The sequence below is a fragment of the Bradyrhizobium sp. BR 10261 genome (genome assembly GCF_019455395.1).
Classification (GTDB): Bacteria; Pseudomonadota; Alphaproteobacteria; order Rhizobiales; family Xanthobacteraceae; genus Bradyrhizobium; species Bradyrhizobium manausense.
On sequence record NZ_JACOFQ010000001.1, the window covers coordinates 1 to 14,671 of the forward strand.

At 65.2% G+C, this 14,671-nt stretch carries 10 protein-coding genes; 6 read left to right on the forward strand and 4 right to left on the reverse strand.

The window, feature by feature from the left end; translation table 11 throughout:
* Nucleotides 1-294 precede the first annotated feature (294 nt).
* Together HYH07_RS00005 and HYH07_RS00010 are read right to left on the reverse strand one after the other, a co-directional pair.
* Nucleotides 295-1,488 carry an acetate/propionate family kinase gene (locus HYH07_RS00005; protein WP_220000522.1) on the reverse strand — a complete coding sequence of 398 codons (1,194 nt, stop codon included), beginning with the start codon at nucleotides 1,486-1,488 and terminating at the stop codon, nucleotides 295-297.
* A gap of 7 nt (nucleotides 1,489-1,495) precedes the next feature.
* Complete coding sequence (locus HYH07_RS00010) at nucleotides 1,496-3,910, reverse strand: phosphoketolase (protein WP_220000874.1); 2,415 nt, start codon at nucleotides 3,908-3,910, stop codon at nucleotides 1,496-1,498.
* A 209-nt stretch (nucleotides 3,911-4,119) separates the two neighbouring features.
* On the opposite strand from HYH07_RS00010, the gene HYH07_RS00015 reads away from it, so the two are divergent.
* The 3 genes from HYH07_RS00015 to HYH07_RS00025 all read left to right on the forward strand — a co-directional run bounded on the left by HYH07_RS00015 (nucleotide 4,120) and on the right by HYH07_RS00025 (nucleotide 7,748).
* Nucleotides 4,120-5,283: a PA0069 family radical SAM protein gene (locus HYH07_RS00015; protein WP_220000523.1), complete on the forward strand. Its 1,164-nt coding sequence runs from the start codon at nucleotides 4,120-4,122 to the stop codon at nucleotides 5,281-5,283.
* 83 nt (nucleotides 5,284-5,366) lie between these two features.
* Nucleotides 5,367-6,140: a ribonuclease HII gene (locus HYH07_RS00020; protein WP_220000524.1), complete on the forward strand. Its 774-nt coding sequence runs from the start codon at nucleotides 5,367-5,369 to the stop codon at nucleotides 6,138-6,140.
* Nucleotides 6,141-6,239: 99 nt separating this feature from the next.
* Nucleotides 6,240-7,748, forward strand: coding sequence for a glycosyltransferase family 39 protein (locus HYH07_RS00025; protein ID WP_220000525.1), 1,509 nt, complete (start codon nucleotides 6,240-6,242; stop codon nucleotides 7,746-7,748).
* Between the two features lie 141 nt (nucleotides 7,749-7,889).
* On the opposite strand, the gene HYH07_RS00030 is transcribed toward HYH07_RS00025, so the two are convergent.
* Complete coding sequence (locus HYH07_RS00030; protein ID WP_220000526.1) at nucleotides 7,890-8,702, reverse strand: uracil-DNA glycosylase family protein; 813 nt, start codon at nucleotides 8,700-8,702, stop codon at nucleotides 7,890-7,892.
* 136 nt (nucleotides 8,703-8,838) lie between these two features.
* On the opposite strand from HYH07_RS00030, the gene HYH07_RS00035 reads away from it, so the two are divergent.
* The 3 genes from HYH07_RS00035 (at nucleotide 8,839) to HYH07_RS00045 (ending at nucleotide 13,577) form a co-directional block, all read left to right on the forward strand.
* Nucleotides 8,839-10,500 carry an electron transfer flavoprotein-ubiquinone oxidoreductase gene (locus HYH07_RS00035; RefSeq protein ID WP_057757162.1) on the forward strand — a complete coding sequence of 554 codons (1,662 nt, stop codon included), beginning with the start codon at nucleotides 8,839-8,841 and terminating at the stop codon, nucleotides 10,498-10,500.
* Nucleotides 10,501-10,808: 308 nt separating this feature from the next.
* Nucleotides 10,809-12,605: a tetratricopeptide repeat protein gene (locus tag HYH07_RS00040; RefSeq protein WP_220000527.1), complete on the forward strand. Its 1,797-nt coding sequence runs from the start codon at nucleotides 10,809-10,811 to the stop codon at nucleotides 12,603-12,605.
* 87 nt (nucleotides 12,606-12,692) lie between these two features.
* Entirely contained in the window at nucleotides 12,693-13,577 is an 885-nt protein-coding gene (locus HYH07_RS00045; protein WP_220000528.1) for a 4-(cytidine 5'-diphospho)-2-C-methyl-D-erythritol kinase, read from the forward strand.
* A gap of 134 nt (nucleotides 13,578-13,711) precedes the next feature.
* On the opposite strand, the gene HYH07_RS00050 is transcribed toward HYH07_RS00045, so the two are convergent.
* Nucleotides 13,712-14,581, reverse strand: coding sequence for an alpha/beta fold hydrolase (locus HYH07_RS00050; protein ID WP_220000529.1), 870 nt, complete (start codon nucleotides 14,579-14,581; stop codon nucleotides 13,712-13,714).
* Between the last annotated feature and the right edge of the window lie 90 nt (nucleotides 14,582-14,671).

Genomic DNA, 14,671 nt, shown 5'->3' on the forward strand with positions numbered 1-14,671 from the left:
GCCGGATGTCTCGGCGAGCGAAGTCTCGTAGGGTGGGCAAAGGCGCACTTGCGCCGTGCCCACCACTGTCCGGTATCATAAAAAGTGGTGGGCACGCTTCGCTTTGCCCACTCTACGATAGTGTCCCCACGGCTTGCAGCACCGCGACACAATGCCGTGCGATCGTCAGTTCCTCGTTGCTCGGTATCACGAAGACAGCGACAGTCTCGTAGGGTGGGCAAAGGCGCACTTGCGCCGTGCCCACCACCTGTCCGGTATCATAAAGGGTGGTGGGCACGCTTCGCTTTGCCCACCCTACGATACTGTCCCCACGGCTTGCAGCACGGCAACGCAATGCCGTGCGATCGTCAGTTCTTCGTTGGTCGGGATGACGAAGACAGCGACAGCACTGTCCTCCGCATTGATCCGCTCGCGGCCCTTGTCATTCGCCGCTGCATCGATGCGCACGCCGAGCCAGGCGAGCCGCTCGCCGATGGCGCTGCGGATTTCATTCGCATGCTCGCCAATACCGCCGGTGAAGAGGAGGCCGTCCAGGCCTCCCAGCGTGTTGGCCATGACAGCGATCTCCTGCGCTGCGCGGAAGCTGAAGAGATCGACCGCCTCGCGCGCGGACGCCTCGCTGCTCGCCAGCAGCGTCCGCATATCCGCGGAGAGGCCGGAGACGCCCAGCAGCCCTGACTCGTGATAGAGCAGATGCTGTAGATCTTCGCTCGTCATCTTCTCATGCTGGAGAAAATAAAGCAGCACGCCTGGATCGATCGCCCCGCAGCGGGTGCCCATCACGAGACCATCGAGCGGTGTCAGTCCCATTGTGGTGTCGACGCCGCGGCCCTCGCGCATGGCGCAAAGGCTCGCGCCATTGCCGAGATGGGCGATGACGACGCGCTTCGTGGCGAGTTGCGGCGCGATCTCGGCGAGCCGGCCTGCGACATATTCGAATGAGAGCCCGTGGAAGCCGTAGCGCCGCAGGCCTTGCACCTCGTAGCGCTTCGGGATCGCGAAGCGATTCATTGGCGGCGTCATGCCGTGATGAAAGGCGGTGTCGAAACAGGCGATCTGCGTCAGCGCAGGCCGGATCGTTCTGACCGGGTGGACCGGTGCGAGGCACCGCGGCTGATGCAGCGGCGCCAGCGGCGTCAGCGCCTCCAGCTTGGCGTAGACCTCGTCAGTCAATTCGACCGGGCCTGAATATTCCGGGCCACCATGAACGATGCGGTGACCGACCGCGCGCAGGCGGTGATGACCGAAGCGGTCCTCGACGAAAGCGAGCACGTCGGCGAACAGATGGCCGCCGTCGGCATCCGTCGCCTCCCGCTGCGTCTCGAACAGGGCCTCGCCCGATGGGCTCTTGGCCACCAGCCGCGGCTTCGCCTCGTGCTCGTCAAGCAGGCCCTTGCAGAGCAGGGCAGGTTCACTGCCCGAGATCTCGAACAGGCCGAACTTGATGCTCGACGAGCCCGCATTGAGGACGAGGACCGCGTCCGCCATGGCGCCGTCAATCGCCGGCTTCGGCCGGCGTGGTGCCGCCGGCACTGTTCTGCCAGACCCATCCTTGAATGTCCGGCATGTCCTCGCCGTGCTCGCGTACGTAACGCGAATGCTCGATCAGCTTGTCGCGAAACTGTTGTTTGACCTGTGCGGCTTTGGTCGACAGGCCTGGCACACGCTCGATCGCCTCGATGGCGAGGTGGTAGCGGTCGAGTTCGTTGAGCACGACCATGTCGAACGGCGTCGTGGTGGTGCCTTCCTCGGCAAAGCCGCGCACATGCAGGCCGGCGTGGTTGGTGCGGTTATAGGTGAGGCGGTGGATCAGGTGGGGATAGCCGTGATAGGCGAAGATGACGGGCTTGTCCTTTGTGAACAGGCTGTCGAAATCGCGATCGGACAGGCCATGCGGATGCTGCTCCCTGGGTTGCAGCGTCATGAGGTCGACGACGTTGACGACGCGGATCCTTAACTCCGGCAGCGCCTTGCGCAGCAGGTCGACGGCGGCGAGCGTCTCCAGGGTCGGCACATCGCCGGCGCAGGCCATCACCACGTCGGGTTCGCTGTTCGCGTCCTCGTTGCCGGCCCAGGTCCAGATGCCGATGCCGGCATCACAATGAGTCGCGGCCTCCTGCATCGACAGCCATTGCGGCGCCGGCTGTTTGCCGGCGACGATGACGTTGATGCGGTTATAGGTGCGCAGGCAATGATCGGCGATCCAAAGCAGCGTGTTGGCGTCGGGCGGGAAATAGATGCGGACGATGTCGGCCTTCTTGTTGGCGACGAGATCGACGAAACCCGGGTCCTGGTGGCTGAAGCCGTTGTGGTCCTGGCGCCAGACATGCGAGGTCAGGAGATAGTTCAGCGAGGCGATCGGTCGTCGCCATGGCAGGTGCCGCGTCACCTTCAGCCATTTGGCGTGCTGGTTGAACATGGAGTCCACGATGTGGATGAAGGCCTCGTAGCAGGAGAAGAAGCCGTGCCGTCCGGTCAGCAGATAGCCTTCGAGCCAGCCCTGGCAGAGGTGCTCGCTCAAGACCTCCATCACGCGGCCGTCCTGTGCCAGATGCACATCGTAAGGCTCGATCGGCTCCATCCAGACCCGTTCGGTCGCATCGAACACGGCATCGAGCCGGTTTGATGCGGTCTCGTCAGGACCCATGATGCGGAAATTGCGCTCCCCGGCGTTGAGGCGGATGACGTCGCGCAGGAACTTGCCAAGCTCGCGTGTGGCTTCGCTTGTCACGCCGCCGGGCCGCGGCACCTCGACGGCAAAGCTGCGGAAGTCGGGCAGCTTCAGCTCCTTCTTGAGCAGCCCGCCATTGGCGTGCGGGTTGGCGCCCATGCGTCTGTTACCTTGGGGCGCGAGGGCCTGAAGCTCGGGAATGAGCGCGCCGCTCGCGTCGAACAGCTGGTCCGGCTCGTAGCTGCGCATCCAGTCTTCGAGAATCTTCAAGTGAGCGGGGTTCTCGCGGCAGTTCGCGACGGGCACCTGATGCGCGCGCCAAAAGCCTTCGACCTTTTTCCCGTCAACCTCCTTCGGGCCGGTCCAGCCCTTCGGGCTGCGCAGCACGATCATCGGCCAGCGTGGCCGCTCCACGCTCGCACGCCCGTCGCGGGCGTGCTGCTGGATCGAGCGGATGCTGGCGATCGCGACGTCGAGCGCATCGGCCATCACCCGGTGCATCAGTTTGGGATCGTCGCCTGCGACGAACAGCGGTTCATGGCCGAACCCGCGGAACAGATCGCGGATCTCGCTGTCGGGCATCCGGCCGAGCACTGTTGGACCCGCGATCTTGTAGCCGTTGAGGTGCAGGATCGGCAGCACGGCGCCATCATGTGCGGGATTGAGGAACTTGTTGGAATGCCAGGACGCTGCCAGTGGGCCGGTCTCGGCCTCACCGTCGCCGACGACGCAGGCAACGATCAGGTCAGGATTGTCGAAGGCAGCGCCATAGGCGTGCACCAGCGCGTAGCCGAGCTCGCCGCCTTCGTGGATCGAGCCCGGCGTTTCCGGCGCGGCATGGCTAGGGATGCCGCCGGGGAAGGAGAATTGCCTGAACAGTTTTCGCAGTCCGTCCGCATCGCGCGGGATGTCAGGATAGACCTCGCTGTAGCTGCCTTCGAGATAAGTGTTCGCCACCATGCCCGGGCCGCCATGGCCGGGACCGCAGACATAGAGCACGCTCAGGTCCAGCGCGCGGATGACGCGGTTGAGGTGCGCATAGATGAAGTTCAGCCCCGGCGTCGTGCCCCAATGGCCGAGCAGGCGCGGCTTGATGTGCTCGGGCCGGAGCGGCTCGCGCAGCAGCGGGTTATCCAACAGGTAGATTTGCCCGACGGAGAGATAGTTGGCCGCACGCCAGTAGCGATCGAGGAGATCGAGGTCGCTGCTTGCAGCGGACTGATGTTGTTGAAATGTCATGATCATGCCGACCTTCGCCCGGGATCGTCATCAACCGGGTTCCGGCGAGATCGATCCTTCCGCCGCATCAAACGGGATCGAGGTCACGCGGTGTTGCGTGAGGTCAAGGGACCGCGCGCGAAGTTTGGGCAGCCTACTGTGCATGGGGTTGTTTTCCCGTTTTCGATTCTTGTTCTTGATTTGTTCCTTTGGCGTGCTATCTTGAATGCATGAGTCCAGCTTCTTCTTCTGCTCTCAAGCACCCGCCGGTCACGGCGCCCTCCGAGCCGGCGGGTGCGCCTTCTGACTTTCCTGAACTGGCGGTCGCCATCGACCGCCAGCGCAGGCGGGGGCGGGGCGCCCAGTCCAACGCCAGTGGCCGCTATGAGGCCGAGGCGCGCGTCGCCTTCGACGATGGCTGGCAGAGCCTGGACGATCTGCCGCCGTTCAAGACCATTGTCGGCGTCGACACCTCGCGCAAGGTGATCACCCGCAACGACTCGCCCGACATCGGCTTCGACCGTTCAATCAATCCCTATCGCGGCTGCGAGCATGGCTGCGTCTATTGCTTCGCGCGGCCGACGCACGCCTATCTCGGCCTGTCGCCGGGGCTCGACTTCGAGTCAAAGCTGTTCGCCAAGCCCGAGGCGCCTGTTCTGCTCGAGAAGGAGCTCGCGGCCGCAGGCTACGAGCCGCGGATGATCGCGATCGGCACCAACACCGATCCCTACCAGCCGATCGAGCGCGAGCGCAAAATCATGCGCGGCATTCTGGAGGTGCTGGAGCGCACCGGCCATCCCGTCGGCATCGTCACCAAGTCAGCGCTGGTCGTGCGCGACATCGACATTCTCGCCCGCATGGCCAAGCGCAACCTTGCCAAGGTCGCGATCTCGGTGACCTCGCTCGACCCGAAGCTCGCACGGACCATGGAGCCGCGCGCCTCGACGCCGCCGAAGCGGCTGGAGGCGCTGAAGCAGCTCTCGGAGGCCGGCATCCCCACCACGGTGATGGTCGCGCCCGTGATCCCCGCCCTGAACGATTCCGAGATCGAGCGCATCCTCGACGCCGCGGCGCATGCCGGTGTCAAGGAAGCCTCCTACGTTTTGCTGCGGCTGCCGCTGGAGGTGCGCGATCTCTTCCGCGAATGGCTGATGGCGAATTATCCGGACCGCTATCGCCACGTCTTCACCCTGATCCGCGACATGCGCGGCGGCCGCGACTACGATTCGAAATGGGGCGAGCGGATGAAGGGCACAGGCCCGATGGCCTGGACCATCGGCCGCCGCTTCGAGATCGCCTGCGACCGGCTTGGGCTGAACAAGCGCCGCTCGAAGCTGACGACGGATCATTTTACCAAGCCGAAGCAGAACGGCGAGCAGCTCAGCCTGTTCTGAGGCGGAAGGGGCGGCGCTGAATAACGGGAATTGCGCGGAGTTCCCGGTTGCGCCGGCGAGCCGGCTTGCGCACGATCCCGGCCATGATTCGGGACAAGTCCGCCAAGAAGCCAGTCAAGGATGCGCCAGAAAAGGCCCCTGAGAAGAAGGCTGCGCCTGTCAAGGCAAGTTTCCGCCGCGAGCGCGCGCTGATCAAGCGGGGCATCTGGCCGGTCGCGGGCTGCGACGAGGCCGGCCGCGGGCCGCTCGCCGGCCCCGTGGTCGCGGCTGCGGTGATCCTGGATCCTGATCGCATCCCGCGCGGCATCGACGATTCCAAGCGCCTGACGGCGGAAGAGCGCGAAAAATTGTTCGACAGGATCTGCGCCACCGCGCAGGTCTCCGTCGCCGTCGCTTCGCCCGCGCGGATCGACCGCGACAACATTCTGCGCGCCTCGCTGTGGGCGCTGAAGCGCGCGGTGGTCGCGTTGCCCGAGGCTCCGAAGCTCGTCTTCGTCGACGGCCGTGATCGCCTCGACACGGCTTGCGACTGCGAAGCGGTGATCGGCGGTGACGGCATCGTGCTCTCGATTGCGGCGGCCTCCATCGTCGCCAAGGTGACCCGCGACCGGCTGATGTGCGCGCTGGCGCAGGATTGCCCCGGCTACGGCTTCGAGCAGCACAAGGGCTATGCCGTGCCCGAGCATCTCGACGCGCTCGACCGTCTCGGCCCCACCATCCACCACCGCAGCTTCTTCGCCCCCGTCGTCGCCGCCCGCGCCAAGCACATGCCCTGGACCGTCGAGCCGGTGCAGGATCTGTTCTCCGTCGCCGAGGTTGCGACCGCAGTTGAAATCGATGCTTCAGCGGGCCTCTAGCGCAGACCGAAGTTGCCACGACGCGTGGCGCGCTTTATCAAAACAGCTGTGAGCGAATAGGGCCGGCTGGACGGGTTGGCTGCATCTTGCGGGCGTTGCATGCGGTTTACCTCCCTGGTCATCGAGCTCATTCGCGCCCGGCCGCGGTTGATCGTCTGGATTGCCGTGCTGCTGCAGGCCACGATGTGGCTGCTGGTGGCGCTGCTGTTCTACCGCAGCCCGCCCGGCAATCTTGCGACCCTGCTGGCCTTTGGCCGCGAATATCAGGTTGGCACTGATCTCGGCCCGCCGCTGTCGCTCTGGCTCGCCGACATCGCCTATCGCGCCGCAGGCGGCCATGTCTTCGGCGTCTACGTCCTTGCCGAGCTCTGCGAGATCGCGACCTTCATTGCGCTGTATCATCTGGCGCGGGCCGTGATTGGCAGCCAGCAGGCGGTGCTCGCCGTGCTGCTGACCATGACGGTGCTGGCCTTCTCCTCGTCCGCGCTCGACTTCGGCCCCCTGGTCCTCGCCCGGCCGCTCTGGGCGCTGCTGCTGCTGCATTCCTGGCAGATCATCGGCCAGCGTCGCGGCAATGCCTGGTTCGCCTGGTCGATCGAGGCGGGCCTTCTGCTGCTGACCACGCCGGCTGCGATCTTCCTGCTTGCGCTGCTCGTCATCTTCGCGCTCTCGACCGCCGGCGGCCGCCGGACCTTGCGCGCGCTCGATCCGCTGTTCGCGCTCCTCGTCGTCGCCGTGCTGGCGCTGCCCTATGCGGTCTGGCTCATGCGCGCCCAAACGCTGGCGCTGCCGGCCTTGCCGCAAACGGCCGACCTCGGCGGCCGTGCGATCCACGCCGCCTGGCTGCTCGGTGGGCTGGTGTTTGGCGCGATCGCGGTGCCGGTGCTGAGCTTCCTCAACACACCCCTGTTCGCCGGCAAGAGCGAGGAGGCGCCGATCATCTACCGCCCGCCGGTCGAGCCGCTCGCTCGCAACTTCGTCTATTTCTTTGCACTCGCGCCGGCGCTGGGGGCGGTCCTGATCTCCGGCCTGTTCGGGTTCGAGACGGTCGTCGGCGGCGCCGGCGTCGTGCTGGTCATGTCGGGCCTCGCCATGGTCGTCATGGCGGGCGATCTCATCGCCATGCGCCGCGCGCGGATGTTGCGCACGGTATGGGCGGCGGCCGTCATCGCCCCTGCCGCCGGCGTCGTGCTGGCCGTGCTGTTTCTGCCCTGGATCGGCACCGGCGAGATCGCGACCTCGATGCCGGCGCACGCGATCTCGGATTTCTTCGACGAGAGCTTTGCCCGCCGCACCAACCATCGCCTGCGCGCGGTCGCCGGCGAGACGCAGCTTGCAAGCCTGATCACGCTGCATTCCGGCCGGCCGCATCTCTTCATCGATGCCCGTCCTGCGCGCACACCGTGGATGTCACAGGCAAAATTCAGCGAGAGCGGCGGCGTCGTGGTCTGGCGTGCGTCCGATACTGGCGGCACCCCGCCGCCCGAAATTCTCGCGCGCTTCCCCGGCATCGTGCCCGAAGTGCCGCGTGCCTTTGAATGGCTGGTCAACGGCCGTCAGGGATTGCTGCGCATCGGCTGGGCGATCGTGCGGCCGAAGGGGGCATAAACAGGCGTCATTCCGGGGCGCGGCGAAGCCGCGAGCTATGGTGCGCAATTGCGCACCTGAGAATCCATTCATCCATTTGCTCTGCCGCTCCATGGATTCCGGGTTCTCGCTTCGCAAGCCCCGGAAAGACGGCGTTTGTGGTTAGGCCGGTCCCTGCGCCAACGCCTTCGCAATCGCCCGCAGATCCTGCCAGGCCAGCCGCTTGTACGACGGCGAGCGCAACAGATAGGCCGGGTGGAAAGTCGGCAGCGCGCGGATGGTGCGTTGGCCGGTGTCGTAATCGAACCAGCGCCCGCGCGTGCGCATGATGCCCTCACGGGTCGAGAGCAGTGTCTGCGTCGAGGGATTGCCGAGCGTCACCAGCACATCCGGGTTCACCAGCTCGATATGGCGCTGGATGAAGGGCAGGCACACTTGCGTCTCCTGCGGTGTCGGCGTGCGATTGCCCGGCGGTCGCCAGGGGATGACGTTGGTGATGTAGGCCGTGCTGCGGTTCAGTCCTATTGCGCCTATCATCAAATCGAGCAGCTTGCCGCTGCGCCCCACGAACGGCAGTCCCTCGATGTCCTCGTCGCGGCCCGGGGCCTCGCCGACGAACATGATGCGCGCCTGCGGATTGCCGTCTGCGAAGACCAGCCGTGTCGCCGTGTGCTTGAGCGCGCAGCCTTCGAAGTTTTGCATCAGCTCGCGCAGGGCCTCGAGCGTCGGCGCCGTGCGTGCGGCCTCGCGCGCCGAGGCGATCGCAACGTCGGGCGCCGGTGCGGCCTCGCCGCGCATCACCGCAGGCGCGGCGACAGGCCGCGGCGCTTCGGTCAGCACCGTGCGAGGGGCGGGCGGCGGGGCGTCTAATTCCGCCAGACGGTCGATCGGTTCCTCTGCGAGCGCGCAATCGACACCGGCCTCCAGATAGAAGGCGAGCAGTTCACGGACGGTGGGTGCGGGCTCGGGGATCATTGGGAAAGTCAGACTATTAGTTCATCTTAAGGCGCCTTGCATCCCAGCGGAACGCATTTCCGTGGTTGTCCTACCCGGAAAAATCGGAAACAAGGGGGCGCAAATGACAAGGAACCGTCTCAAGGGCTGAGATCAGATGAGCATCGAAGAACTTCCCCCGCGCGAATCCATGGAATTCGACGTCGTCATCGTCGGCGCCGGCCCCTCGGGCCTGGCCGCAGCGATCCGGCTGAAGCAGCTCAACGCCGATCTCAACATCGTCATCGTGGAGAAGGGCTCCGAGGTCGGCGCGCATATTCTCTCCGGCGCCGTGATCGATCCGGCCGGGCTCGACAAGCTGATCCCCGACTGGCGCGAGGATTCGGATTGTCCGCTGAAGACGCAGGTGAAGGACGACCGCTTCTACTGGATGACGACCGGCGGTGCGATCAAGCTGCCGAACTTCATGATGCCGCCGCTGATGGACAATCATCACTGCTATATCGGCTCACTCGGCAATGTCTGCCGCTGGCTGGCGCGCAAGGCGGAGGCGCTCGGCGTCGAGATCTATCCGGGCTTTGCCGCCGCCGAAGTGCTCTACGACGACAAGGGCGCGGTGAAGGGCATCGCCACTGGCGACATGGGCATCGGCCGCGACGGCAAGCCAAAGGACTCCTTCACCCGCGGCATGGAACTGCTCGGCAAGTACACGCTGTTCGCCGAAGGCGCGCGCGGCAGCCTGACCAAGCAGCTCATCAACAAGTTCGCGCTTGATGCCAAGAGTGAGCCGCCGAAATTCGGTATCGGCCTGAAGGAAGTCTGGCAGATCGATCCCGCCAAGCATCAGAAGGGCCTGATCCAGCATTCGTTCGGCTGGCCGCTCGACCTGAAGACCGGCGGCGGCTCCTTCCTCTATCATTACGACGACAATCTCGTCGCGGTCGGCTTCGTCGTGCATCTGAACTACGAAGATCCCTATCTGTCGCCGTTCGACGAATTCCAGCGCTTCAAGACTCATCCCTCGATCCGCGGCACGTTCGAGGGCGCCAAGCGTCTTGCCTATGGCGCGCGTGCCATCACCGAGGGCGGCTATCAGTCGGTGCCGAGGCTGACCTTCCCCGGCGGCGCGCTGGTCGGCTGCGCGGCCGGCTTCGTCAACGTGCCGCGCATCAAGGGCGTGCACAATGCGATGGGCACCGGCATGCTGGCGGCCGAACATGTCGCGGCGGCGCTCGCGGCGGATCGTGCCAATGACGAGGTCGTCGACTACGAGAACGCCTGGCGGTCCTCATCGGTCGGCAAGGACCTGTTCCTGGTCCGCAACGTCAAGCCGCTGTGGTCGAAGTTCGGCACTGTCCTGGGCGTCGCGCTGGGCGGCTTCGACATGTGGTGCAACACGCTGTTCGGCACCTCGCTGTTCGGCACGCAGTCCCATGCCAAGCCCGATCGCGCGACACTCGATCCGGCCCGGCAGCACGCGCCGAAGAACTATCCGAAGCCGGACGGCAAGATCTCGTTCGACAAGCTGTCCTCGGTGTTCCTGTCCAACACCAACCATGAAGAGGACCAGCCGGTCCATCTGAAGGTGGCCGACATGAACCTGCAGAAGACCTCCGAGCACGACGTCTTCGCCGGTCCCTCGAATCGCTATTGTCCGGCCGGCGTCTACGAGTGGGTCGAGGAGGGTTCGGGTCCGCGCTTCCAGATCAACGCCCAGAACTGCGTCCACTGCAAAACCTGCGACGTGAAGGACCCCAACGGCAACATCACCTGGGTTCCCCCGGAGGGTGGCGGCGGCCCGAACTACGAGGCGATGTAAGAGCGGCGTCGGGTCACCAAGCGTGATCCGGCGCAGGTTCGCCGTGAGGACCCGGCTGCGGCTCCCGGCCGCGGCCACGATAAGGCCATAGTACCGTCGTCTTGGGGCTCTCTTGACGGTCACTTGAACCGTTACTTGGCCGATTTGGGGCGTGCGGAGGGGATCGCCCGGTCCGAATCCTTGCGGTGAGGCGCCAAAAGCGGCATTGTCCCGACCCGACGGTTCCGGGTCACATGTCGCCGGCCGCGTTCGCGCGCGAGACGGCCTTTGCTTTAAACCCAGGCACTACCAACTCAAGGCGAGCCCTGATGTTTTCAAATCGTTTCAACCGCTGGACTGCTGCTGCCATCGTTCTTGCCGGCTCCGCGATCGTGGCGGTCCCCGGCGCGGTGCTGGCGCAGACGCCGGATCATCCGGCCGACACGGCGGCGCAGTTTCCGACCCGAAACGATCTGAAATCGCTCACCACCGCCGGCAGCTATCTCGCCGCCCGCCACGCCAGCGTCGAGCGCGATGCGACCTCGGCTGCCGCCTTCTATCGCTCTGCGCTGCGGACCGACCCAAAGAACAACGAGCTGCTCGACCGCGCCTTCATCTCCTCGGTCGACGACGGCGACATCGACGAAGCGGTCAAGCTCGCCGAACGCATCCTCACCATCGACAAGACCAATCGCGTCGCGCGCCTCGTGGTCGGCGTGCATGACCTGAAGTTGAAGAAATATCCGAGCGCGCAGAGCAACATCAACCAGTCGATTCGCGGACCGATCACCGATCTCGTCGCGACGCTGCTCTCGGGCTGGGCCGCCTATGGTGCAGGCGATGCCAAGGCGGCGGTTGCCACCATCGACAAGCTGGCGGGCCCGGAATGGTATCCGCTGTTCAAGGACCTGCACACCGGCATGATCCTCGAGAACGCCGGCAAGGAAAAGGAGGCGGGCGTCCGCTTCGAGCGCGCCTACAAGCTCGACGATTCCATGCTGCGCGTGACCGAAGCCTATGCGCGCTGGCTGTCGCGCAACAAGGACGCGGCCTCGGCGACCGCGATCTATGAGGCCTTCGACAAGAAGCTCGCCCGTCATCCGCTGATCGTGGAAGGTCTGCGCGAGACCAGGGCCGGCAAGAAGCTGCCGTCGCTGGTCGATTCCGCGCAGGCCGGCGCAGCCGAGGCGCTCTACGGTATCGGCGCCACCCTGACCCGCCGCGGCGGTGAGGATCTGGCGCTGGTCTATCTCCAGCTCGCGCTCTATCTGCAGCCCAGTCATCCCCTGGCCCTGCTCTCGCTCGCCGATCTCTATGAATCGGTGAAGCGGCCGCAGATGGCGATAAAGATCTATGAGCGTGTGCCGTCGTCCTCGCCGCTCAAGCGCAACGCGCAGATCCAGCTCGCCATTGACCTGGATTCCGCCGACCGCAGCGACGAGGCGATCAAGATCCTCAAGGGCGTGACGGCCGAGGACCCCAAGGATCTCGAAGCCATCATGGCGCTCGGCAATCTCCAGCGTGGCCGCAAGAAGTTCGGCGACTGCGGCGCGACCTATTCGCAAGGCATCGACGTGCTGCCGGCAGGCAACGACAAGGCCAACAGCGTCTGGTACTATTATCGCGGCATCTGCGAGGAGCGCTCCAAGCAGTGGGGCAAGGCCGAAGCCGACATGAAGAAGGCGCTCGAGCTGCAGCCTGACCAGCCGCATGTCCTCAATTATCTCGGCTATTCCTGGATCGACCAGGGCGTGAACCTCGACGAAGGCATGAAGATGATCAAGCGTGCCGTCGAGCAGCGTCCCGACGACGGCTACATCGTCGACTCCCTTGGCTGGGCCTATTACCGTATCGGCAACTACGAAGAGGCGGTGAAGAACCTCGAGCGCGCGATCGATCTCAAGCCCGAGGATCCCACCATCAACGACCATCTCGGCGACGCCTATTGGCGCGTCGGCCGCACGCTGGAAGCCAAATTCCAGTGGGCGCATGCCCGCGACCTCAAGCCCGAGCCGGACGATCTGCCGAAGATCGAAGCCAAGATCGCCAACGGCATGACCGAGGACAATTCGAACTCTTCAGCCGCGCAAGCGGACAAGAAGAAAGACGACGGCAAGGGCGGCTAGGCTGCGCATGATCCGGAAAAGTGTACTTGCGGTTTTCCGACCCAGATCATGCGCACAACGAATGAAGTGAGTGGGGGCGTATCGCCGATGCCGGCGTTGATTGAAGAAGGGCGCGCGAAGGTCAACTTGAGCCTTCGCGTGGTCGGCCGTCGTGCTGACGGCTATCATGATCTCGAAAGCGTGGTTGCGTTTGCGGATTGTGCCGACCGGCTGACTCTGGAGCCGGGCGACGAACTCACGCTCGCCACCACAGGGCCACTCGCAGCGGCCTGCGGCGAGACCTCAGACAATCTCGTGTTCAAGGCCGCCAAGCTGCTGGCCGATGCCGTGCCGAATTTGAAGCTCGGCGCCTTCGCGCTCGACAAGGTCTTGCCGGTTGCAGCCGGTATCGGCGGCGGCTCGGCGGATGCCGCGGCGGCGCTGCGCCTGCTCGCGCGTCTCAACGATCTGTCGCTCGACGATCCCCGCCTGCAGGCGGTCGCGCTGGCGACCGGCGCCGATGTGCCGGTGTGCCTGCTCTCGCGCGCCTGCGACATGACCGGCGTCGGCGAGCAACTGCTGCCGCTGGCGTTGCCCAGCATGCCCTGCGTGATGGTCAATCCACGCGTGCCGGTTGCGACCAAGGACGTGTTCAAGGAATTGGGACTGCGCAACGGCGAATTGCTGGTCGGCGCGACCGCTGTGCTCGAAGCGCCGGCCTGGCCGGAGGCGGGCGCGTCGATTGCGGATTGGGTCAAGGTTCTTGAAACGGTCCCCAACAATCTCGAGGCTCCTGCGCTCCGCATCGAGCCTGTCATTGGCGAGGTGCTGGGCGCTTTGCGCGCTTCCGCCGGCGTCAAGCTGGCGCGCATGTCCGGCTCGGGCGCGACGTGCTTTGCGATCTATGGCGCGGCAGCCGACGCGCATGCCGCCGCAGAGAAGATCCGCAGCGATCACCCCGGCTGGTGGGTGCATGCGGGGACGTTGAGCTAGGTATTTCCTCCGCGACGGTCCCGTAGACGGTCTCGTAGCGTGGGCAAAGGTGCGATAGCGCCGTGCCCACGATCTCTCGCCAATTGCGACAGGTGGTGGGCACGCTATGCTTTGCCCACCCTACGGCAGCGGAGCTAGTCGATGCTCTCAAGCCCAAGAAATTTCCGAATCTCACCCAGCACCTCGTCCGGCTTGTCGTGCTGCAACCAGTGCCCGGCGCCGGCGATGGTCTCGATCCGCGCCTGCTGGAAGTAGCGCTCCAGGCCCGCCGACCGCGCGCCTGCCAGGAAGCTTTCGCCGGCGTTCAGCAGCAACGTCGGACAGGCGATGCGCGACCACAGCGCGATGTGATCGTCCGGCCAGAGCCGGTGCGGTGCGCTGGCCCGCTGATAGGGATCGAATTTCCAGCTATAGGTGCCGTCCTCGTTCTGTCGCGCGCCGTGCGTCGCGAGATGCAGCGCGAGGTCGCGGGAGAGGCGCTTGTTGTGAAGCACCATCTGCGCGGCCGCGTCCTCGAGCGTCGCATAGCGGCGCGGGGTGCGGTCGTGCAGCCTGTCGAGCTGGCCGACCCATTTGCCAATGCGCTCATGCGTCGGAGCTTTCGGCGAATCCGGCAGCATCGTCACGCCGTCGAGCACGACGAGCTTGTCGACCAGTTCGGGGAACGATCCCGAGAAGATCAGGCTCACCATGCCGCCCATCGAATGGCCGATCAGTGTCACGCGAGGCGCTGCGATGCTGCGGACGAGCTGGACGAGATCGTAGACATATTCGGTCAGCGCGTAGCTGCCGCCTCTGGTCCAGTCGGAATCGCCGTGGCCGCGTAAATCGGGCGCGATCACATGGAAGTGCGGGTGCAGCGAGCGCGCGATGGCGTCCCAGCTCCGGCAATGATCGCGGCCGCCATGAACCAGAATAAGCGGCGGCGCGCCCGCGTTGCCCCAATCGGCACAATGCAGCCGCAGGCCGTGAGATTCGTAGAAGCGGCTTTGCGGGTCGAGCATCGGGTCGCGATCCCCTGGACTGACGGCAGATGCCCTGAACTAGCCTGCTGCCGGGCATTCGACAAGCAATCGCTCACGTTCGCTTCGGTA

Bases quoted from the DNA above. Each gene is read 5' to 3' on its own strand.
- HYH07_RS00010 (WP_220000874.1), bottom strand. From the start codon at position 3,910: ATGACATTTCAACAACATCAGTCCGCTGCAAGCAGCGACCTCGATCTC.
- HYH07_RS00020 (WP_220000524.1), top strand. From the start codon at position 5,367: ATGATTCGGGACAAGTCCGCCAAGAAGCCAGTCAAGGATGCGCCAGAA.
- HYH07_RS00035 (WP_057757162.1), top strand. From the start codon at position 8,839: ATGAGCATCGAAGAACTTCCCCCGCGCGAATCCATGGAATTCGACGTC.
- HYH07_RS00025 (WP_220000525.1), top strand. From the start codon at position 6,240: ATGCGGTTTACCTCCCTGGTCATCGAGCTCATTCGCGCCCGGCCGCGG.
- HYH07_RS00040 (WP_220000527.1), top strand. From the start codon at position 10,809: ATGTTTTCAAATCGTTTCAACCGCTGGACTGCTGCTGCCATCGTTCTT.
- HYH07_RS00045 (WP_220000528.1), top strand. From the start codon at position 12,693: ATGCCGGCGTTGATTGAAGAAGGGCGCGCGAAGGTCAACTTGAGCCTT.
- HYH07_RS00050 (WP_220000529.1), bottom strand. From the start codon at position 14,581: ATGCTCGACCCGCAAAGCCGCTTCTACGAATCTCACGGCCTGCGGCTG.
- HYH07_RS00005 (WP_220000522.1), bottom strand. From the start codon at position 1,488: ATGGCGGACGCGGTCCTCGTCCTCAATGCGGGCTCGTCGAGCATCAAG.
- HYH07_RS00030 (WP_220000526.1), bottom strand. From the start codon at position 8,702: ATGATCCCCGAGCCCGCACCCACCGTCCGTGAACTGCTCGCCTTCTAT.
- HYH07_RS00015 (WP_220000523.1), top strand. From the start codon at position 4,120: ATGAGTCCAGCTTCTTCTTCTGCTCTCAAGCACCCGCCGGTCACGGCG.